17 protein-coding genes are annotated in these 21634 nt (G+C 71.0%); 13 read left to right on the forward strand and 4 right to left on the reverse strand.

Features of this window, described 5'->3' with window-relative positions:
- Nucleotides 1-129 precede the first annotated feature (129 nt).
- A complete protein-coding gene (locus J8403_RS32090; RefSeq protein ID WP_211126216.1) occupies nt 130-786 on the reverse strand; it encodes an MBL fold metallo-hydrolase in 657 nt (218 codons plus the stop codon).
- 4 nt (nt 787-790) lie between these two features.
- A complete protein-coding gene (locus J8403_RS32095; RefSeq protein WP_211126217.1) occupies nt 791-1522 on the reverse strand; it encodes a maleylpyruvate isomerase family mycothiol-dependent enzyme in 732 nt (243 codons plus the stop codon).
- A gap of 230 nt (nt 1523-1752) precedes the next feature.
- On the opposite strand from J8403_RS32095, the gene uvrA reads away from it, so the two are divergent.
- Nucleotides 1753-4770 carry an excinuclease ABC subunit UvrA gene (gene uvrA / locus J8403_RS32100; RefSeq protein WP_211126218.1) on the forward strand — a complete coding sequence of 1006 codons (3018 nt, stop codon included), beginning with the start codon at nt 1753-1755 and terminating at the stop codon, nt 4768-4770.
- A gap of 82 nt (nt 4771-4852) precedes the next feature.
- On the opposite strand, the gene J8403_RS32105 is transcribed toward uvrA, so the two are convergent.
- Nucleotides 4853-5803: a carbohydrate kinase family protein gene (locus J8403_RS32105; protein WP_211126219.1), complete on the reverse strand. Its 951-nt coding sequence runs from the start codon at nt 5801-5803 to the stop codon at nt 4853-4855.
- Nucleotides 5800-6888: a LacI family DNA-binding transcriptional regulator gene (locus tag J8403_RS32110; RefSeq protein ID WP_211126220.1), complete on the reverse strand. Its 1089-nt coding sequence runs from the start codon at nt 6886-6888 to the stop codon at nt 5800-5802. Before J8403_RS32110 ends, J8403_RS32105 begins: the two co-directional genes overlap by 4 nt.
- 246 nt (nt 6889-7134) lie before the next feature.
- Between J8403_RS32110 and J8403_RS32115 the strand changes: the two genes are divergently transcribed.
- From J8403_RS32115 to J8403_RS32170, 12 genes are all read left to right on the forward strand, one after another.
- Complete coding sequence (locus J8403_RS32115; protein ID WP_211126221.1) at nt 7135-7560, forward strand: Rieske (2Fe-2S) protein; 426 nt, start codon at nt 7135-7137, stop codon at nt 7558-7560.
- 182 nt (nt 7561-7742) lie between these two features.
- Nucleotides 7743-9830 carry an excinuclease ABC subunit UvrC gene (gene uvrC, locus J8403_RS32120; RefSeq protein ID WP_211126222.1) on the forward strand — a complete coding sequence of 696 codons (2088 nt, stop codon included), beginning with the start codon at nt 7743-7745 and terminating at the stop codon, nt 9828-9830.
- Entirely contained in the window at nt 9827-10762 is a 936-nt protein-coding gene (rapZ, locus tag J8403_RS32125) for an RNase adapter RapZ (RefSeq protein ID WP_211126223.1), read from the forward strand. The genes uvrC and rapZ overlap by 4 nt, the downstream gene beginning before the upstream one ends.
- Entirely contained in the window at nt 10759-11778 is a 1020-nt protein-coding gene (locus J8403_RS32130) for a gluconeogenesis factor YvcK family protein (protein WP_211126224.1), read from the forward strand. The genes rapZ and J8403_RS32130 overlap by 4 nt, the downstream gene beginning before the upstream one ends.
- Nucleotides 11769-12758 carry a DNA-binding protein WhiA gene (whiA, locus tag J8403_RS32135; RefSeq protein ID WP_059144929.1) on the forward strand — a complete coding sequence of 330 codons (990 nt, stop codon included), beginning with the start codon at nt 11769-11771 and terminating at the stop codon, nt 12756-12758. The genes J8403_RS32130 and whiA overlap by 10 nt, the downstream gene beginning before the upstream one ends.
- 321 nt (nt 12759-13079) lie before the next feature.
- Nucleotides 13080-16046 carry a M14 family metallopeptidase gene (locus tag J8403_RS32140; protein WP_211126225.1) on the forward strand — a complete coding sequence of 989 codons (2967 nt, stop codon included), beginning with the start codon at nt 13080-13082 and terminating at the stop codon, nt 16044-16046.
- Between the two features lie 176 nt (nt 16047-16222).
- Nucleotides 16223-17227 (forward strand): type I glyceraldehyde-3-phosphate dehydrogenase, encoded by a 1005-nt coding sequence (gap, locus tag J8403_RS32145; protein WP_059144928.1) that lies wholly within the window; start codon nt 16223-16225, stop codon nt 17225-17227.
- Between the two features lie 82 nt (nt 17228-17309).
- Nucleotides 17310-18512, forward strand: coding sequence for a phosphoglycerate kinase (locus J8403_RS32150; RefSeq protein WP_211126226.1), 1203 nt, complete (start codon nt 17310-17312; stop codon nt 18510-18512).
- 5 nt (nt 18513-18517) lie between these two features.
- Entirely contained in the window at nt 18518-19294 is a 777-nt protein-coding gene (gene tpiA / locus J8403_RS32155; protein ID WP_211126227.1) for a triose-phosphate isomerase, read from the forward strand.
- 113 nt (nt 19295-19407) lie between these two features.
- Nucleotides 19408-19635: a preprotein translocase subunit SecG gene (gene secG, locus J8403_RS32160; RefSeq protein ID WP_014059875.1), complete on the forward strand. Its 228-nt coding sequence runs from the start codon at nt 19408-19410 to the stop codon at nt 19633-19635.
- A gap of 216 nt (nt 19636-19851) precedes the next feature.
- On the forward strand, nt 19852-20187 hold the full coding sequence (locus J8403_RS32165; protein WP_009718803.1) for an RNA polymerase-binding protein RbpA: 336 nt from the start codon (nt 19852-19854) through the stop codon (nt 20185-20187).
- Nucleotides 20188-20346: 159 nt separating this feature from the next.
- Nucleotides 20347-21585, forward strand: a complete 1239-nt coding sequence (locus tag J8403_RS32170) for an MFS transporter (RefSeq protein ID WP_211126228.1) — start codon at nt 20347-20349, stop codon at nt 21583-21585.
- The last annotated feature ends 49 nt before the right edge of the window (nt 21586-21634 follow it).

A 21634-nucleotide genomic window follows, 5' to 3' on the forward strand; every position in this document is an offset into this window, starting at 1 on the left:
ACGGGGAGCGGTCATGGTGCATGACGCGACAACCGCCATGGCCCGCCGGGGGTCACGGGGCGTACGGAGGTGCGCGGCGCTCTGGGGCGGTGTGCGCGCCGCTACGAGCCGCGCGTACCGCCGGCGTCGCTACCAGCCGCGCTCGCGCCACTCCCCGAGGTGCGGGCGCTCGGCGCCGAGCGTGGTGTCGTCGCCGTGGCCGGGGTAGACCCAGGTCTCGTCCGGAAGCTGGTCGAAGAGCTTGGTCTCGACGTCGTTGATCAGGCTCTCGAACGCCTCGGAGTCCTTCCATGTGTTGCCGACGCCGCCCGGGAAGAGGCAGTCGCCGGTGAACACATGCGGATGGCCGTGCGGGTCGTTGTACACCAGGGCGATGCTGCCGGGCGTGTGGCCGACCAGATGGCGCGCGGTCAGCTCGACCCGGCCGACCCGCACCGTGTCGCCGTCCGCGACCGGCACATCGGTGGGCACCGGGATGCCCTCGGCGTCGTACTGGCCCGCGTAGGTGCGGGCGCCGGTGGCGTCCACCACCTCGCGCAGCGCGCTCCAGTGGTCCTGGTGGCGGTGGGTGGTGACGACGGAGGCGATGCCGCTCTCGCCGATCAGGGAGAGCAGGGTGTGCGGCTCGGCGGCGGCGTCGATCAGGAGCTGCTCGTCGGTGGCCCGGCAGCGCAGCAGGTACGCGTTGTTGTTCATGGGGCCGACCGCGACCTTCGAGATCATCAGATCGGGCAGTTCGTGCACGTCCGCCGGTCCACCGACCGTCACTACTCCGCTGTAGGTCATGGCCTCAGCCTAGTGCGGGGAGGACGGGCAAGGGGCCGTTCGGGCAGGAGAGGCCGGAGCCGTCCGTACGGCCGGTGAGCCAGCCCAGCAGGGCGGCGGGGGAGCCGGTGACGGTGACCGGGGGCTCCCCGGGGGCGGCGGGGCGGCCGGTGTGCCGGAGGTCCCCGTCACCGGGCCCGGTGGCCAGCCGCAGCGGGGGAATATCCGGGTGCCCGGCGAACCTTGTACGGATGAGCACGGAGAGCTGGCTCTCGACGAAGGTGGCGGGCAGATCCGCCACGGTGTAGCCGATACCGAGATCGACATGATGCAGCTCGACCTCGGCGAGGCGGCGCAGTGGCAGCCCGGCCGCCGACTCCCGGATCCCGCCGCGCAGGGTCACCTCGTACGGCAGGCGCTCCGGGGGCAGTGCGGTGACCGCCGCGTCGAAGCGGGTGGCGCTGGTGCGCAGGTCGTCCAGGTGGGCGGCGAGCGGCCGGGCGGCGTCGCGCAGGATCTCGGCGTCGCGGGTGTGGGCGTCGGCGTACATCGGGGTCTCCTGGCCGGTCCGGGCCCAGGTGAGCAGGTTCACCAGGGCGTCCGCGTTGCGGGCCAGGTGGGCCAGGACATGGCCGCGGGTCCAGCCGGGGAGCTCCGAAGGGCTCATGAGGGACGCGTCGTCGAGAGCGGCGACGGCGGTCAGCAGCCGGTCCGTCGCCTCCTGTACGGCGAGGGCGTCCCTCACGTAGTCGGTCATGACCCGACCGTAGTCCGCGCCACACGATCGGGTGAAGTCGGCTCCCGTCGCCCGCAAATCGAATGTGCGTGCTATAGGCTCGGTGTGCTGCATCCTTAAGACATCGTCGTCGTGCCCCCATACCCTGGGTTGGGGGTTTCGCTCCGCTCCGCCTCTGCTCCGTCCGGCAGGGCCGCCCCGGCGAGCGGGCTCGGCGCACCCCGTCACTCTCAAGAAAGGTGCCGACCGGCGTGGCCGACCGTCTCATCGTTCGTGGCGCTCGCGAGCACAACCTCAAGAACGTCTCACTCGACCTTCCTCGCGACTCGCTCATCGTCTTCACCGGGCTGTCCGGGTCGGGCAAGTCGTCCCTCGCGTTCGACACGATCTTCGCCGAGGGGCAGCGCCGCTACGTCGAGTCGCTCTCCTCCTATGCCCGCCAGTTCCTGGGGCAGATGGACAAGCCCGATGTGGACTTCATCGAGGGCCTGTCCCCCGCGGTGTCGATCGACCAGAAGTCGACCTCGCGGAATCCGCGCTCGACGGTCGGCACCATCACCGAGGTCTATGACTACCTCCGGCTGCTGTTCGCCCGCATCGGCAAGCCGCACTGCCCTGAGTGCGGCCGTCCGATCGCCCGCCAGTCGCCGCAGGCGATCGTGGACCGGGTGCTGGAGCTCCCCGAGGGCAGCCGCTTCCAGGTGCTCTCCCCGCTGGTGCGCGAGCGCAAGGGGGAGTTCGTCGACCTCTTCTCCGATCTCCAGACCAAGGGCTACAGCCGCGCCCGGGTGGACGGCGCCACGATCCAGCTCTCCGACCCGCCGAAGCTGAAGAAGCAGGAGAAGCACACCATCGAGGTGGTCGTCGACCGCCTCACCGTCAAGGACAGCGCCAAGCGCCGGCTGACCGACTCGGTGGAGACCGCGCTCGGCCTCTCCGGCGGCATGGTGATCCTCGACTTCGTCGACCTCGACGAGGACGACCCGCAGCGCGAGCGGATGTTCTCCGAGCATCTGTACTGCCCGTACGACGACCTGTCCTTCGAGGAGCTGGAGCCGCGCACCTTCTCCTTCAACTCGCCCTTCGGCGCCTGCCCGGACTGCACCGGCATCGGCACCCGGATGGAGGTCGACCCCGAGCTGATCATCCCGGACGAGGAGAAGTCGCTCGACGAGGGTGCCATCCACCCCTGGTCCCACGGCCACACCAAGGACTACTTCGGGCGGCTGGTCGGCGCGCTCGCCGATGCCCTCGGCTTCCGTACGGACATCCCCTGGGCCGGGCTGCCACAGCGCGCCAAGAAGGCGCTCCTCAACGGCCACCGGACCCAGATCGAGGTCCGCTACCGCAATCGCTACGGCCGCCAGCGGGCGTACACCACGGCCTTCGAGGGCGCGGTGCCCTATGTGAAGCGGCGCCACTCGGAGGCGGAGAGCGACGCCAGCCGGGAGCGTTTCGAGGGCTATATGCGCGAGGTGCCCTGCCCCACCTGTGAGGGCACCCGCCTCAAGCCGATCGTTCTCGCGGTCACCGTGCAGGACAAGTCCATCGCGGATGTCTCCGCGATGTCGATCAGCGAATGCGCCGAGTTCCTGCGCGCCATGGAGCTGAGCCCGCGCGAGAAGACCATCGCCGAGCGGGTCCTCAAGGAGGTCAACGAGCGGCTGAGGTTCCTGGTCGACGTCGGCCTGGACTATCTCTCGCTCAACCGCGCCGCGGGCACCCTCTCCGGCGGCGAGGCCCAGCGCATCCGGCTGGCCACCCAGATCGGCTCCGGTCTGGTCGGTGTGCTCTATGTGCTGGACGAGCCCTCCATCGGCCTGCACCAGCGCGACAACCACCGGCTGATCGAAACGCTGGTGCGGCTGCGCGACCTCGGCAACACCCTGATCGTCGTGGAGCACGACGAGGACACCATCAAGACCTCGGACTGGGTGGTGGACATCGGCCCGGGCGCGGGCGAGCACGGCGGCAAGGTGGTGCACAGCGGGCCGCTGAGCGAGCTGCTGGTCAACGAGGACTCGGTGACCGGCCACTATCTGTCCGGCAAGAAGGCCATCCCGCTGCCGTCGACGCGCCGGGCCGTGGACCCCAAGCGGCATCTGACGGTCCACGGCGCCCGGGAGAACAACCTCCAGGACATCGACGTGTCCTTCCCGCTGGGGGTGCTCACCGCCGTCACCGGTGTCTCCGGATCGGGTAAGTCCACGCTGGTCAACGACATCCTCTACACCCATCTGGCCCGCGAGCTGAACGGCGCGCGGGCGGTGCCGGGGCGGCACACCCGGGTCGCCGGTGACGATCTCGTCGACAAGGTGGTCCATGTCGACCAGTCGCCCATCGGCCGCACCCCGCGGTCCAACCCGGCGACGTACACCGGCGTCTTCGACCATGTGCGCAAGCTGTTCGCGGAGACCATGGAGGCCAAGGTCCGCGGGTACCAGCCCGGGCGGTTCTCCTTCAACGTCAAGGGCGGCCGCTGCGAGAACTGCTCCGGTGACGGCACCATCAAGATCGAGATGAACTTCCTGCCGGATGTGTATGTGCCGTGCGAGGTCTGCCATGGCGCGCGCTACAACCGGGAGACCCTGGAGGTGCACTACAAGGGCAAGTCCATCGCCGAGGTGCTGGACATGCCCATCGAGGAGGCGCTGGACTTCTTCGAGGCGGTGCCCACCATCGCCCGCCATCTGCGCACGCTCAACGAGGTCGGGCTCGGCTATGTCCGGCTCGGGCAGCCGGCGCCGACCCTGTCCGGCGGTGAGGCCCAGCGCGTCAAGCTGGCGAGCGAGCTGCAGAAGCGCTCCACCGGCCGCACGGTGTACGTCCTGGACGAGCCGACCACCGGTCTGCACTTCGAGGACATCAGCAAGCTGATCAGCGTGCTCTCCGGTCTGGTCGACAAGGGCAACACCGTGATCGTCATCGAGCACAACCTCGATGTGATCAAGACGGCCGACTGGGTCGTGGACATGGGCCCCGAGGGCGGCAGCGGCGGCGGTCTGGTGATCGCCGAGGGCACCCCGGAGGAGGTGGCCTCGGTCCCGGCCAGCCACACCGGCAAGTTCCTGCGCGACATGCTGGGCGACTGGGTGAGCGACGCGACGGTGCCCGCCGCGCGCAACGGCGGCGCGGCCGCCAAGAAGACGCCCGCCAAGAAGGCCGCCGCCAAGAGCACGGCGGCGAAGAAGACCGCGGCGAAGAAGACCGTGGCCAAGAAGGCGGCGGCCAAGTCCACGGCCGCCTCCAAGCGGACGGCCGCGAAGTAGCCCCCGGCCCCCGCGCTTGCCATACGCCACGCCGCGCCCGGATCGACCGGGCGCGGCGTACGTACGGGTGGCGCGGCGGGGGTCAGGCCAGCTCGGAGGCGTAGGGCGGCTCGGCGCCCGCGCGGGAGCAGGTGATCGCGGCGGCGCGGGCCGCGAAGCCCAGCACATCCCGCCAGGCCGCCTCGTCCAGCTTGGCCAGCGCGGGCGCCGACAGCGCCTGGTGGCCCGCCAGCCGGTGCAGCAGCGCGGCGTTCACGGTGTCGCCCGCCCCGATGGTGTCCACGATGTCCACCCGCTCGCCCGGCACCGAGAGCACGGAGCCGTCCTGGCGCCGTACGCTCAGCCCCTCGCCGCCATGGGTGAGCACCACGGCCGCCGGGCCCGCCGCCAGCCACTCGCCCACGGCCGTCTCCACATCGTCCGCGTCCTCCGAGCCGGCCAGCCACCGCGCGTCCTCTATGGACAGCTTCAGCAGGCCGATATGGGGCAGCCAGCCCTGGAAACGGGCCCGGTAGGCGTCGGCGTCGGGGATCAGCCCGGTGCGGATATTGGGGTCCAGCGTGGTGAAGACACCACGCGCGGCCTCACGCCGCAGCAGCTCCTCATACGCGCTCGCGCCCGGCTCCAGCACCAGCGAGCAGGTGCCCAGCGACAGCGCGCTCACCCCCTCGGGAAGGGACGGCGGCAGGGTGAAGAGCCGGTCCGCGGTGCCCTGCACATAGAAGCCGTATCCGGCCGAGCCATCGGCCCCGATGGAGGCGACGGCGAGGGTCGTGGGCTCCTGGCCGCGCTGCACCAGCGCGGTGTCCACGCCGTCCTTCCGCAACCCCTCCAGCAGGGCCTCCCCGAAGCCGTCCGTGGAGACCCGCGAGCAGAACGCGGTGGGCGAGCCGAGCCGCCCCAGCGCCAGTGCGGTGTTGTACGGGCCGCCGCCGCGCGCCGGACGCAGCGCGGGCAGCCGGTCGCCCGCCGCGGCGCTCGACGTGCGCTCGGGCACGAGGTCGATCAGGGCTTCTCCGGCGACGACGATCACGAGACGGGGTCCTTTCCGGCGAGTCCGGCGAGTCCGGGGATTCCGGGGGTTCCGGGGAGCGGGCGGTCGAGCGGTCGGTCGGGGGCTTCGGCCACACAGCCGCAGGAGGTGCGGTGGACGAAGGTGCAGGGCAGCCGGACGGTGCGCGGCGGCCGCCCCGGGTTCTCCAGCCGGTCGAGCAGCAGCCGGACGGCGGTGGCGCCGACCTCCCGGCCGGGCTGGGAGATCGCGGTGAGCCCGGGGGAGAAGACATCCGCCCAGGAGAAGTCGTCGAAGCAGACCAGCGCGAGATCGTCGGGCACGCCCAGGCCCGCCGTGCGCAGGGCGCGCAGCGCGCCGATGGTCATCGCGTTGTTCGCGGTGATGATCGCGGTGGGCGGCTCGGTGGATGCCAGCAGCCGGTGCACGGCGTCCTCCGCGCCCCGGGCTTCGGAGTGGCCCTCGGCCAGCAGCCCGGGACGGAACGGCAGCCCGTGCCGCTCCAGCCCGGCCCGGTAGCCCGCGATCCGCTCGGTGGTGGTGCTCAGCCCCGGCAGCCCCGCGACCAGTCCGATGCGGGTGTGGCCGAGGCCCGCGAGGTGCTGGACCAGCTGTTCGACGGGGCGGGTGTTCTCGGCGCACACCTGGTCATGGGCGTCGCCGACCAGCCGGTCGAGGAAGACGGCGGGGACCTTACGGCCGGCCAGATACTCCAGCAGCCCGGCGGGCTCGGCCGACGGGGCGACGATCACGCCGTCCACCCGCCGCTCATGGAGCAGCCGGACGGCCTTGCGCTCATGCTCGGGATCGTCGTGCGGATCGGCGATCAGCAGCCCGTACCCCTGCTCCAGGGCGCTGGACTCGACGCCCTGGAGGATCTCGGTGAAGTACGGATTGCTGATCGCCGAGACGGCCAGACCGATCGAGCGGGTGCGCGCGGTCACCAGGGAGCGCGCCAGCGTATTGGGGATGTACCCGAGGTCGTCGATGGCGTCCAGCACGGCCTTACGGGTGTCCGGACGGACCGGCCGGGTCTCGTTGAGCACATGCGAGACGGTGGCCACGGAGACCCCGGCGCGCCGGGCGACGTCGACCATGGTTGCCATCCGCTGCGGTCCTCCGCGTCGAGGGGTCGTCGGGTCGTCGGGTCGGGGCACAGGATTCCTGGGGTGACCGGATTCCTGGGGCCACCGGATTCATGGGAGTCACCGGGCCGGGGGCCGTAACGTATCGCATCCGCGGGCCGACGTAAACGTTTGCGCAAGCGCTTACGTCCTCCCTGGGAGGCGGCGGCGAGCGGAGGGATCTGTGCCGGTATGGTCGGAGGGCCTTCACACCTCCAGGAGCCGTATATGTCCAGCCAGCCCGCCTCCCGCCGAACCGTGCTGTGCTGCGCCGCGCTGGCCGGAGCCGCCGGTCTCGGCGCGGCGGCCTGCTCCCCGGACGGTTCGGGCCAGAAGACGTCCTCGACGCCCACCGCCCCCGTCGAACTCGGCTCGGCCGGTGTCGTCCCGGTCGGCGGCGCCAAGATCTACCGCGAGCAGCGGGTGGTGGTCGCCCAGTCCGCCAAGGGCGAGTTCACGGCCTTCAGCGCGGTGTGCACCCACGCCGGATGCGTTGTCGACAGCGTCGAGGACGGCAAGATCAACTGCCCCTGCCACGGCAGCCAGTTCGACGCCCGCACCGGCAAGGTCCTCCAGGGGCCCGCGGAGAAGCCGCTGCCGTCGGTCCCGGTCACCGCGAAGGGCGGACGGCTCGTGGCGGGCCCCGACGCCTGAGCGGAGCGGGACGCCTGGGCGGGCCCGGCGCCTGAGCCAAGCCGGACGCCCGGGCGGGTCCGGCGCCTCGGCGGGCGCCCGGCGCGCCCCCGAGCGGCCGCGGAATCCCCAAATCCACTGGACCTCAGCCGACCACCTCCGAAGGCCCGGATGTGTCACTCCTCGCAAGTAGGGTGGTGACCATGGCCGACCCGAGCAGCTACCGCCCCAAGCCGGGACAGATCCCCGAGTCGCCGGGGGTCTACAAGTTTCGTGACGAGCACGGCCGGGTGATCTACGTAGGAAAGGCGAAGAGCCTGCGCCCGCGGCTCTCGTCGTACTTCCAGGACCTGGCGAACCTCCACCCGCGCACCCGGACCATGGTCACCACGGCCGCCGCCGTGGAGTGGACCGTGGTCTCCACCGAGGTCGAGGCCCTGCAGCTCGAGTACTCCTGGATCAAGGAGTTCGACCCCCGGTTCAACGTCAAATACCGTGACGACAAGAGCTACCCCTTCCTCGCCGTGACCCTGAACGAGGAGTTCCCCCGGGTCCAGGTGATGCGCGGCGCCAAGAAGAAGGGCGTGCGTTACTTCGGCCCTTACGGCCACGCCTGGGCCATCCGCGAGACCGTCGACCTGATGCTGCGCGTGTTCCCTGTCCGGACCTGCTCCGCCGGGGTGTTCAAGCGCTCCGCCCAGATCGGCCGCCCCTGTCTGCTCGGCTATATCGGCAAATGCTCGGCCCCCTGTGTCGGCCGTGTCACCGCCGAGGAGCACCGCGAACTCGCCGAGGAGTTCTGCGACTTCATGGCCGGCCGCACCGGCACCTATCTGCGCCGCCTGGAGCAGCGGATGCACGAGGCCGCCGAGGACATGGAGTACGAGAAGGCGGCCCGGCTCCGCGACGACATAGGGGCGCTCAAGCGCGCCATGGAGAAGAACGCGGTGGTTCTCGCCGACGCCACCGACGCCGATCTGATAGCGGTCGCCGAGGACGAGCTGGAGGCCGCCGTCCAGATCTTCCATGTGCGCGGCGGCCGGGTGCGCGGCCAGCGCGGCTGGGTCACCGACAAGGTCGAGGCCGTCGACACCGCCGGGCTGGTCGAGCACGCCCTGCAGCAGCTCTACGGGGAGGAGCGCGGCGACGCCGTCCCCAAGGAGGTCCTGGTGCCCGCCGTGCCGGACCCGGCCGAGCCGGTCACCCAGTGGCTCTCCGAGCGCCGGGGCTCCCTGGTCGATCTGCGCATCCCGCAGCGCGGCGACAAGAAGGACCTGATGCAGACCGTCCAGCGCAACGCCCAGCAGGCGCTCGCGCTGCACAAGACCAAGCGCGCCTCCGACCTCACCACCCGCTCCCGGGCGCTGGAGGAGATCGCCGAGGCCCTGGGGCTGGACTCCGCACCGCTGCGCGTCGAATGCTTCGACATCTCCCATCTCCAGGGAGATGACGTGGTGGCCTCCATGGTGGTTTTCGAGGACGGGCTCCCCCGTAAGAGTGAGTACCGCCGCTTCCAGATCAAGAGCTTCGCCGGGCAGGACGATGTCCGCTCCATGCATGAGGTCGTCAGCCGCCGCTTCCGGCGCTATCTGCTGGAGAAGCAGAAGACGGGGGAGTGGGAGGAGCAGGCCACCGGGGCCAGGGAAGATACGACGCAAGACACAGGGACCACCGGGCAGGCGCTCGGCGGTCCCTCCGACAGCACCTCCGAAGGACCCTCCGGCCCGATCGACGAGGAGGGCAGGCCGAAGCGGTTCGCCTACCCGCCCCAGCTCGTCGTGGTCGACGGTGGAAAGCCGCAGGTGGCCGCCGCCCAGCGGGCCCTGGACGAGCTCGGCGTCGACGATGTCGCCGTCTGCGGTCTCGCCAAGCGGCTCGAGGAGGTGTGGCTGCCGGACGAGGAGGACCCGGTGGTGCTGCCCCGCAGCAGCGAGGGGCTCTACCTCCTCCAGCGGGTCCGCGACGAGGCCCACCGCTTCGCCATCACCTACCAGCGCAGCAAGCGCGCCAAGTCGATGAAGGCCGGGCCGCTGGACACCGTTCCGGGCCTCGGTGACAGCCGTAAGCAGGCCCTGCTGAAGCACTTCGGCTCGGTCAAGCGGCTGCGCGCCGCCACGGTCGAGCAGATCTGCGAGGTGCCGGGCGTCGGCCGTAAGACGGCCGAGACGGTCGCCGCGGCGCTCGCCGGGTCCGCCCCGGCCGCGCCCGCCGTGAACACCGCCACAGGAGAGATCATTGAGGACGAGGCCGCCGGTGCGGCGTCCTCGTCGAACGGGGGGACCAGACCATGACCGGGCACGAGAACCATGGAGACGGAGCGCAGGTGAATACGGGCACGTCGGGCGAGCCCGCCGAGGCGGCGGCCATCCCCGAGCTGGTGATCATCTCTGGAATGTCCGGCGCGGGCCGCAGCACCGCCGCCAAATGTCTGGAGGACCTCGGCTGGTTCGTCGTGGACAACCTGCCGCCCGCGCTGATCCCCACCATGGTCGACCTGGGCGCCCGCTCCCAGGGCAATGTGGCCCGGATCGCCGTGGTGGTGGACGTCCGCGGCCGCCGCTTCTTCGACAACCTCCGCGAGTCCCTCGCCGACCTCGCCGCCAAGAGCGTCAAGCGGCGCGTGCTGTTCCTGGAGGCGTCCGACGAGGCCCTGGTGCGCCGCTTCGAGTCGGTGCGCCGCCCGCATCCCCTCCAGGGCGACGGCCGGATCGTGGACGGCATCGCCGCCGAGCGCGATCTGCTGCGCGAGCTGCGCGGCGACGCCGACCTGGTGATCGACACCTCCAGCCTCAACGTCCATGAGCTGCGCGCCAAGATGGACCCCCAGTTCGCGGGCGAGGAGGAGCCCGAGCTGCGGGCCACCGTGATGTCGTTCGGCTACAAGTACGGGCTGCCGGTCGATGCCGATCTGGTGGTGGACTGCCGCTTCCTGCCCAATCCGCACTGGGTCCCCGAGCTGCGCCCCTTCACCGGGCTCAACGAGGAGGTCTCCAGCTATGTCTTCAACCAGCCCGGGGCCAAGGAGTTCCTCGACCGCTACGCGGAGCTGCTCCAGCTCATCGCCGCGGGCTACCGCCGCGAGGGCAAGCGCTATGTGACCATCGCCATCGGCTGCACCGGCGGCAAGCACCGCAGTGTGGCGATGTCCGAGCGGCTCGCCCCGCGGCTGGCCGCCGAGGGAGTGGAGACCGTCATCGTCCACCGGGACATGGGGCGCGAGTGACCATTCGTACGAAGCGGCTGCGACGGCTGGTCGGAACACGGACCAGCCGGGGCGCGCAGCCCAAGGTCGTCGCACTCGGCGGCGGCATGGGCCTGTCCGCGTCGCTCGCCGCACTGCGCCGGATCACCGGCGACCTCACCGCCGTCGTCACCGTGGCCGACGACGGAGGCTCCAGCGGACGGCTCCGCGACGAGCTGGGCGTGCTGCCGCCCGGCGATCTGCGCAAGGCCCTGGCCGCGCTGTGCGGGGACGACGACTGGGGCCAGACCTGGGCGCGGGTCATCCAGCACCGCTTCATCAGCGAGGGCGAGCTGCACGGCCACGCGGTCGGCAATGTGCTGATCGTCGCCCTGTGGGAGCAGCTGGGCGACCATGTGAAGGCGCTCGACCTGGTCGGCAAGCTGCTGGGCGCCCATGGCCGGGTGCTGCCCATGTCGGCCGTCCCCCTGGAGCTCCAGGCGTATGTCCGGGGCCATGACCCGGCGCGCCCGGACGAGGTCTCCACCGTCGCCGGGCAGGCCACGGTGGCGCTGACCCGCGGCGAGGTGCAGTCGGTCCATCTGGTGCCGCACGATCCGCCGGCCGTCCCCGAGGCGGTCGAGGCGGTCATGGACGCCGACTGGGTGGTGCTGGGGCCCGGCTCCTGGTTCTCCTCCGTGATCCCGCATCTGCTGGTCCCCGATCTGCTCCAGGCCCTCACCGAGACCAAGGCCCGGCGGGTGCTGTCACTGAACCTCGCCCCTCAGCCGGGAGAAACCGATGGCTTCTCTCCGCAGCGTCATTTGGAGGTTTTGGCCCGACACGCCCCTAAACTCGCCTTCGACGTGGTGCTGGCCGATGAGGCCGCCGTCCCCGACCAGAGCAGTCTGTGCGACGCGGCCAAGCGGCTGGGCGGCACGGTCGAGCTGGCGCCGGTGGCCGCGACCGACGGTGCCCCGAAGCACGACCCGGAGCTTCTGGCGGCCGCGTACGACCGTATTTTTCGGATGCATGGAAGGATCGGCCCATGGCGATGACGGCAGCGGTGAAGGACGAAATCTCCCGGCTCCCCGTCACCCGGACCTGCTGCCGGAAAGCGGAGGTCTCGGCGATCCTGCGGTTCGCGGGCGGGCTGCACCTGGTCAGCGGGCGCATCGTGATCGAGGCGGAGCTGGACACCGGGATCGCGGCCCGCAGGGTGCGCAAGGACATCCTGGAGATCTTCGGGCACTCCTCGGATCTGGTGGTGATGGCCCCCGGTGGGCTGCGCCGCGGCAGCAGGTACGTGGTGCGGGTGGTGGCGGGCGGTGACCAGCTGGCGCGGCAGACCGGCCTGGTCGACGGCCGCGGCCGGCCGATCCGCGGACTGCCGCCGCAGGTCGTCTCCGGCGCCACCTGCGACGCCGAGGCCGCCTGGCGCGGGGCCTTCCTCGCCCATGGCTCGCTCACCGAGCCCGGCCGCTCGTCCTCCCTGGAGGTGACCTGCCCCGGTCCGGAGGCCGCGCTCGCGCTGGTCGGCGCCGCCCGTCGGCTGCAGATCGCCGCCAAGGCGCGCGAGGTGCGCGGGGTGGACCGGGTGGTCGTCCGGGACGGTGACGCCATCGGCGCGCTGTTGACGCGACTGGGGGCGCATGAGTCGGTCCTCGCCTGGGAGGAGCGGCGGATGCGGCGCGAGGTGCGGGCGACCGCCAACCGCCTCGCCAACTTCGACGACGCCAATCTGCGCCGCTCGGCCCGCGCCGCCGTCGCCGCCGGGGCCCGGGTGCAGCGCGCCCTGGAGATCCTGGCCGACGAGGTGCCCGAGCACCTCGCCGCGGCCGGCCGGCTGCGCATGGAGCACAAGCAGGCGTCCCTGGAGGAGCTGGGCGCCCTCGCCGACCCGCCGCTGACCAAGGACGCCGTCGCGGGCCGCATCCGCCGACTGCTGGCCATGGCCGACAAGCGCGCCCAGGACCTGGGCATCCCCGGCACCGAGTCCAGCCTCACCGAGGAGATGGCCGAGGGCATGGTCGGCTGACCGCCCCGAGAGCGGCCACTTGAGGGCCGCTGCCCCCAGAGCGGCCACCTCGAGAGCGACCTCCGCGAGAGCGGCTGCCCCGAGAGCGGCTGCCCCGAGAGCGACCGCCCGCGGAACGAGCGCCCCAAGAGCGGTCTCCCCCACAGCCGCACCGAAGCCGCACCCCGCGCCCCCGGATCACGTCGGCGATCCGGGGGCGTATGCGTCCCCGGGGTTGTGTTCGGACCGGTTCCGCGCGCCGCTGTTGACATGACCATGTGTCCTGACAAGTCTGGTGCGCCTGCGCACCCGCGGGTCTTCACACGACAGCCAGGGGGGCTGATGAAGCTCAGACGCACGGTGAGATCGAGCGGCGCGGTGGTGGCACTGGCCGCGTTGCTCCTGGGGGGACTGGCCGCGGCACCCGCGGCCCCCGCACAACCGCCGGCGAACCCCGCCGGCGACGGGCTGTCCGTATGGACCGCCCAGGTCACCAAGGGTCAGATTCCGCTGCTGCTGCGCGCCGGAGCGGACGGCACCGAACTGGGGCGGCAGGTGCCCGAGAAGGGCACCGGCCCGGTCGAGCTCTACCTCACCGGGAAGCAGGCCGCCGCACTGCGCGGCAAGGGCGTGCGGCTCACCGAGAAGAAGATCTCCGCCCGGACCGGCAACCGCCTGAAGGCCGCGGGCGACGGCGTCTTCCGCCCCTACAGCGGCGAGGGCGGGCTCCAGCAGGAGATCGTCGAAACCGGCCGGGCCCACCCCGGCCTCACCAAGGTCGTCAGCATCGGCAAGACCGGCCGCGGCAAGGACATCCTCGCCCTCAAGCTGAGCAAGGGCGCCGGGAAGACCCGGGACGGCAGCAAGCCGTCGGTGCTGTACATGTCCAATCAGCACGCCCGCGAGTGGATCACGCCGGAGATGACCCGCCGGCTGATGCACTACTACCTCGACAACTACGGCAAGGACGACCGCGTCACCCGGATCGTGGACCGTACCGAACTGTGGTTCGTCCTGTCCGCCAACCCGGACGGCTACGACTACACGCATCAGAGCCCGGACAACCGCCAGTGGCGCAAGAACCTGCGCGACAACAACGGCGACGGCAAGATCACCGCGGGCGACGGCGTCGACCTCAACCGCAACTTCGCCTACAAGTGGGGCTACGACAACGAGGGTTCGTCCGCCGACCCGGCCGACGAGACCTACCGCGGCCCCGCGCCCGGCTCCGAGCCGGAGACCAAGGCGCTGGACGCGTTCGAGAAGCGCATCGGCTTCACGTACGGCATCAACTACCACTCGGCCGCCGAACTGCTGCTCTACGGCGTCGGCTGGCAGGTCGCCACCCCGACCCCCGACGACGTCCTCTACAAGTCCCTGGCCGGCACCCCGGAGCACTCCGCGATCCCCGGGTACCACCCGCAGGTCTCCTCGGAGCTGTACACCACCAACGGCGAGGCCGACGGCCATGCGGCGAACGTCAACGGGATGATGATGTTCACCCCGGAGATGTCGACGTGTCAGACCGCCTCCGGCGTCGACCCGAACGACGCCTGGCAGCCGCGTGACTGCGCGTCCGTCTTCACCTTCCCCGACGACGAGAAGCTGATCGCGCAGGAGTTCACCAAGAACATCCCCTTCGCGCTCTCCGTCGCCGAGACCGCCGAGCACCCCGACCGGCCGGCCTCCTCCGTCGGCCTGACCGCGCCCGACTTCACCCCCGACGCCTTCACCACGTCCTACGCCCGCGGCGGCGACCAGGACGTCGCCGTCACCGTCCGCAAGAGTGTTCGCGACAAGAAGCTCAACTACCGCGTGGACGGCGGCCGCACCCGCACCGCCTCGCTGAAGGCGTGGAAGGGCGGCGAGACCTACGGCGGCGAGGACAACGTCCTCTTCGACCAGTACCGCGCCGCCGTCGAGGGCGCGGACCCCGGGCAGCGGGTCAAGGTCTGGTTCACCGGCCGTACGAAGAGCGGCAAGCGAACCGTCAGCGAGCCGTTCACCTACACCGTGGCCAAGCGGGCCCGCGCCGACACGCTGGTGATCGCCGAGGAGGGCGGCAGCTCCCCGGCCCGGCACACCGCCGCGTACACCGGGGCGCTGGCCGACAACGGCCGTAAGGCCGCCGTCTGGGACGTGGCCACCCAGGGGGCGCCGTCCGCGCTCGGGGTACTGAGCCACTTCAAGACCGTGCTCTGGTACACCGGCGCCGAACGGCCCGGCGGCCCGACCCTGCTCGCGGTGCGCGACTTCCTCAACGAGGGCGGCAAGCTGATCACCACCGGTGAGCGGGCGGGCGGCAGCTCCGAGGTGGGACCGGCCGATACGGATGACTTCAGCCAGTACTACCTGGGCGCCGACAGCCGGCTCACGCTGAAGTCGCCCACCGCCTTCCAGGGCGCCGGCGCGCTCGCGGGCACCGGCGCGCACCTCGGCGACGCCCCCGGCAACCCCCTGGACGCCGCGGGCGCCTACACGGTCACCTCCGATGTGCTGCCGCCGAAGGACTTCCCCCAGTTCCGCAGCGCGGGCGCGGGCGCGTACCCGGGCACGCGCACCCCGTACCAGCCCTATGAGGGCGACTGGATGGCGGCCGCGAGCCACCGTGACAACTCCTGGATGCGGCTGTCCCGTACGGTCGACCTGACCGGTGTGGCCGCCGCCGACAAACCGGCCCTGGGCTTCCAGCTGAGCTTTGACACCGAGCCCGGCTACGACCATGTGGTCATCGAGGCGCACACCGCGGGCCAGGACGACTGGACCACCCTCCCCGACGCGAACGGCGGTTCCTCCACTCAGGTGCCCACCGAGTGCGAGGCGGGCTTCCTGCTCAATCTGCACCCGTTCCTGAAGCACTACCTGACCCCCGGCGACGACGGCTGCGGCGCACAGGGCAGCACCGGAGCCTGGAACAGCCTGACCGGCTCCTCCGAGGGGTGGCGGCCGGTCTCCGTGGACCTGAGCGGCTACGCGGGCAAGAAGGTCGAGCTGGCCGTCTCGTACATCACCGACCCGGGCACCGGCGGCCGGGGTGCCTTCGTGGACGGCACCGAGTTCACCGTCGGCGGCACCGCCGAGGACTCCGAGGGCTTCGAGACCGCGCTCGGCCCCTGGACGGTCTCGGGGGCGCCGGAGGGGAGCCCGGCGAACTCGGGGGACTGGTCCCGCTCCCGGGAGCTCTTCCACACCGTCGCGGGCGTCACCACCCGGGACACCGTGCTGCTGGGCTTCGGCCTGGAGCATGTCCCGGACGCCGCCCAGAGGGCCCGGCTGGTGGCCGACGCGCTACGTGCGCTGCGTCGTTGACAGCGCGTGACAAATCGTGACTGAATCGGCGGTCCGTACCACTTTCCGGTGGTCATGGGCCGCCGATGCCAATGTCACGTACGTCCCGTGATAGCGGTAGGGTCGGAGGCGGTCGGGGACATCCCATATACGTTCGCCGGCGTTCCAGACCGGCACACCAACGAGGAGATCGGTTCGTGACGATCCGCGTAGGCATCAACGGCTTTGGCCGCATCGGTCGCAACTACTTCCGCGCGCTCCTTGAGCAGGGCGCGGACATCGAGATCGTCGGTGTCAACGACCTGACCGATAACGCCACCCTGGTGCACCTGCTGAAGTACGACACCATCCTCGGCCGGCTGAAGCACGAGGTCAGCCACACTGAGGACACCATCACGGTGGGCAACCAGACCTTCAAGACGATGGCCGAGCGCGACCCGGCGGCCCTTCCGTGGGGCGAGCTCGGCGCCGACATCGTGGTGGAGTCCACCGGCATCTTCACCAAGCGCGAGGACGCCGCCAAGCACCTCGCCGCAGGCGCCAAGAAGGTCCTGATCTCCGCGCCCGCCAAGGACGAGGACATCACGATCGTGATGGGCGTCAACAACGACAAGTACGACCCGGCGAACCAGCACGTCATCTCCAACGCCTCCTGCACCACCAACTGTGTGGCGCCGATGGCCAAGGTCCTCGACGAGAACTTCGGCATCGTCAAGGGCATGATGACGACGGTCCACGCGTACACCAACGACCAGCGCATCCTGGACTTCCCGCACAAGGACCTGCGTCGCGCCCGCGCGGCGGCGGAGAACATCATTCCGACCTCCACCGGTGCCGCCAAGGCCACCGCGCTGGTCCTCCCGCAGCTCAAGGGCAAGCTGGACGGCATCGCGATGCGCGTCCCGGTCCCGACCGGCTCGGTCACCGACCTCGTCCTGGAGCTCGACCGCGAGGTCACCAAGGACGAGATCAACACCGCCTTCCAGAAGGCCGCCGAGGGTCAGCTCAAGGGCATCCTGGAGTACACCGAGGACCCGATCGTCTCCTCGGACATCGTCAACTGGCCCGCGTCCTGCACCTTCGACTCCTCCCTGACCATGGTCCAGGGCAAGCAGGTCAAGGTCGTCGGCTGGTACGACAACGAGTGGGGCTACTCCAACCGCCTCGTCGACCTGACCGTCTTCGTCGGCGAGCGGCTCTGACCCCCGTCCCGATGAGCTAGGAATGGGGCCCGCTACGACGGCGTCGTAGCGGGCCCCGATCCATGATCAAGGAGTCATCTCTGTGAAGACGATTGACGATCTTCAGGTCGCCGGGCAGCGGGTCTTCGTCCGCGCCGATCTGAACGTCCCGCTCGACGGCGAGACGATCACCGACGACGGCCGGATCCGCGCCGCCGTCCCGACGATCAACAAGCTCCTGGACCGGGGCGCCAGGGTGATCGTCGCCTCGCACCTGGGCCGTCCCAAGGGCGCCCCGGACCCCCAGTACTCGCTCGCCCCCGTCGCCCGGCGGCTCGGCGAACTCCTCGGCAAGCAGGTCGCCTTCGCGACCGACACCGTGGACGAGAGCGCTCAGGCGACCGTGGCGGCGCTCGGCGACGGCGAGGTCGCGCTGCTGGAGAACCTGCGCTTCAACGCCGGCGAGACCAGTAAGGACGACGCCGAGCGCGGCGCCTTCGCCGACCGGCTCGCCGCCCTCGCCGACCTCTACGTGGGCGACGGCTTCGGCGCGGTCCACCGTAAGCACGCCTCCGTGTACGATCTCCCGGCCCGGCTGCCGCACGCCGCGGGCGAGCTGATCGCCACCGAGCTCTCGGTCCTGAAGAAGCTCACCGAGGACGTCAAGCGGCCCTACGCGGTCGTCCTCGGCGGCGCCAAGGTCTCCGACAAGCTCGGCGTCATCGACCACCTGCTGGAGAAGGCCGACCGCATCCTGATCGGCGGCGGCATGGCCTACACCTTCCTCAAGGCCCAGGGCCATGAGGTCGGCGGCTCGCTGCTGCAGGAGGACCAGGTCCCGGCGGTCCAGGACTATCTGCGCCGGGCCAAGGAGCGCGGCGTGGAGTTCGTGCTCCCGGTCGATGTCACGGCCGCGTCCGAATTCCCGGACCTGAAGACCAAGGCCCCCGCGAACCCGCGGGTCGTCGCCGCCGACGCGATTCCGGCCGATCTTCAAGGGCTGGACATCGGCCCGGAGACCCGCAAGCTGTACGCCTCGAAGCTGGCCGACGCGGCCACCGTCTTCTGGAACGGCCCGATGGGCGTCTTCGAGCACCCCGACTTCGCCGAGGGCACCCGGGCCGTGGCCCAGGCGCTCCTGGACAGCCCGGCCTTCACCGTGGTCGGCGGCGGCGACTCCGCCGCGGCCGTACGCATCCTGGGCTTCGACGAGAACGCTTTCGGCCACATCTCGACCGGCGGTGGAGCGAGCCTCGAATACCTCGAGGGCAAGACGCTCCCCGGCCTCGCCGCACTGGAGGACTGAACACTGTGAGTGACCGTACGCCGCTGATGGCGGGCAACTGGAAGATGAACCTCAACCACCTCGAGGCCATCGCCCACGTCCAGAAGCTCGCCTTCGCACTCGCCGACAAGGACTACGAGGCCGTGGAGGTCGCGGTGCTGCCGCCCTTCACCGATCTGCGGTCGGTGCAGACCCTGGTCGACGGCGACAAGTTGAAGATCAAGTACGGCGCCCAGGACATCTCCGCGCACGACTCCGGCGCCTACACCGGCGAGATCTCCGGCGCGATGCTGTCCAAGCTCAAGTGTGCCTTCGTCGTCGTCGGACACTCGGAGCGGCGCCAGTACCACTGCGAGTCCGACGAGCTCTGCAACGCCAAGGTCAAGGCGGCCTTCCGCCATGACCTCACCCCGATCCTGTGCGTCGGCGAGGGCCTCGAGGTCCGTAAGGCGGGCAACCAGGTCGCCCACACCCTCGCGCAGGTGGACGGCGGTCTCAAGGACATCCCCGCCGAGCAGGCCGAGACCATCGTGATCGCCTACGAGCCGGTCTGGGCGATCGGCACCGGCGAGGTGGCGACCCCCGAGGACGCCCAGGAGGTCTGCGGGGCCATCCGCGGCCGGCTGGCCGAGCTGTACGGCCAGGAGGTCGCCGACAAGGTCCGGATCCAGTACGGCGGCTCGGTGAAGTCCGGGAACGTCGCCGCGATCATGGCCCAGCCGGATGTGGACGGCGCCCTGATCGGCGGTGCGGCGCTGGACGCGGACGAATTCGTCAAGATCGTTCGTTTCCGCGACCAGTGAGTAGGCCCTAGCGCGCGCGTCGTCGTACCCTGTCGGGGGTCGAGGCGGTGGGAATCGCACCGTCCGGCCCCCGACGTCCGTACAAGCCCGAGAAGGTTGGTCCAGCTGTGATCATGGGGTTTTCGATCGCCCTCATCATCTTCAGCCTGCTGCTGATGATGTTGGTGCTCATGCACAAGGGGAAGGGCGGCGGCCTGTCCGACATGTTCGGTGGCGGCATGCAGTCCTCGGTGGGCGGCTCCTCGGTCGCCGAGCGCAACCTGGACCGCATCACCGTGGTGGTCGGGCTGCTGTGGTTCGTCTGCATCGTCGTGCTCGGGCTGCTGATGAAGCTCGACTGAGGCTCCGGCGGGGCCCGCTGAGGGCCCGGCCGACGCCCGATAACTGACGTACCGTCGTCAGCGGGGCCCATATGCGGCCTATGATGGCATGGCGTCCTCGGGGACGGGTGTAACTCCTCTCACTGGACGCGCGTTGGGCCTTACGTAGACTGGGGCGCCGGGCGGCGAAGCTGCCAATCGAGGCTTCGCGGCACCATCACGCAGGGAGTTACGACCGTGGCAAGTGGCAACGCGATCCGTGGAAGCCGGGTCGGAGCGGGGCCGATGGGAGAGGCCGAGCGAGGCGAATCGGCGCCGCGCCTGCGCATCTCCTTCTGGTGCTCGAACGGACATGAGACCGTGCCGAGCTTCGCCAGCGATGCGCAGATCCCTGACACGTGGGACTGCCCCCGCTGTGGCTTCCCGGCCGGCAAGGACCGGGACAACCCGCCGGACCCGCCGCGCACCGAGCCGTACAAGACGCATCTGGCGTACGTACGGGAGCGGCGCAGCGACGCCGACGGCGAGGCGATCCTCGCCGAGGCACTCGCCAAGCTCCGGGGCGAGATCTAGACACCGAACGCGGTACGACGGCCCGGCCGGGCACCTCCTGTGAGGGGTGCGCGGCCGGGCCGTTGTCAGTGGTGCGGGCTACGGTCATGGGGTGCTCGATCACCGGGGGGAGCCGTCGGAGCCGTCCCGCCGGGCGGGGTGGATGCGGAGGGGGATGTCATGGCCGCGGTGGACGCCGGTGAGCTGGGCGCCGGAAAACCGGCGGTGCCCGCGTGGCGCGGGGGGTTCGGGCGGCTGTGGGCGGCCGCGGTCGTCTCCCGGTTCGGGGACGCCCTGCGGGGTGCGGCGCTGCCGCTGCTGGCCGTCTCGCTGACCGATTCGCCGGTGCTGGTCTCGCTCGTGACCGCCTGCGGCTTTCTGCCCTGGCTGCTGTTCGGGCTGATCGGCGGGGCGATCGCCGACCGGGTGGACCAGCGGCGGGCGATGTGGGCGGTGGACGGCGCGCGGGCCGTCCTGATGGCGGGGTTCGCCGTCGCGGTCTGGCTGGATAAGGCCACCATCGGGCTGCTGCTCGCCCTCGCCTTCGCCCTGACCACGCTGCAGACCCTGTTCGACAACGCGGCCACGGCGCTGCTGCCCTCGGTGGTCGGGCAGGAGGCGCTCAGCAGGGCCAACGCCCGGCTGATGACCGGGCAGGAGGTCATGGGCCGGTTCGTGGGCGCCCCGCTGGTGCCGGTGCTGCTGGGTCTCGGCGCCGCGATGCCGTTCGCGGCGGACGCGGTCACCTATCTCGCCGCGGCCGTGCTGGTCGCCTCGCTGGGGGTGACGCCCCCTCAGCGGGCCCCGCGCCCGCCGGGCGGATCGCTGCGGCGCGATATCGCCGAGGGCCTGGCCGTGCTGTGGCGGGACCGGACGCTGCGGGCGCTGTGCGCCTCCACCACGCTGTGCAATATCGGCATCGGCGCGCTCATCGCCACCCTCGTGCTGCACATCACCGGCTGGCTGGGCGCGGGGAACACCGGCTATGCGGCCGTCATCACCGTGTACGGCATCGGGAGTGTGATCGGCGGGCTGGTGGCCGCCCGGCTCACCGAGAAGCTGGGCCGCGCCCGTGCCCTCGTGGTGTGCGGCACCGCGCAGATCGGCGCCCTGGTCGTCCTCGGGGCGATACGGAGCCTGCCGGCCGCGGTCGCCGCCATGGGCCTCTTCGGCTTCGCGGGAATCGTCTGGAACGTGACCGAGGTGACGATGATGCAGCAGAGCAGCCCCGACGGGGCGCTGGGGCGGGTGAGTTCCGCCTTCCGCACCCTGTCGATCGCGGGCACCCCGCTCGGCGCGCTGCTGGGCGGGGTGATGGCCGAGGCGTGGGGGCTCAACACCCCCGCGCTGGGGTCCGCGGCGCTCTTCGTCTGCGGGGTGGCGGCCCTCGTTCCGGGAATGCGGTCCGTCATCAATTAGGTTGGTGGCCACGGGGGCCAGGCACCGACGAGAAGTGGGCTGATGTCCG

The sequence above is a fragment of the Streptomyces yatensis genome (genome assembly GCF_018069625.1).
GTDB lineage: Bacteria > Actinomycetota > Actinomycetes > Streptomycetales > Streptomycetaceae > Streptomyces > Streptomyces yatensis.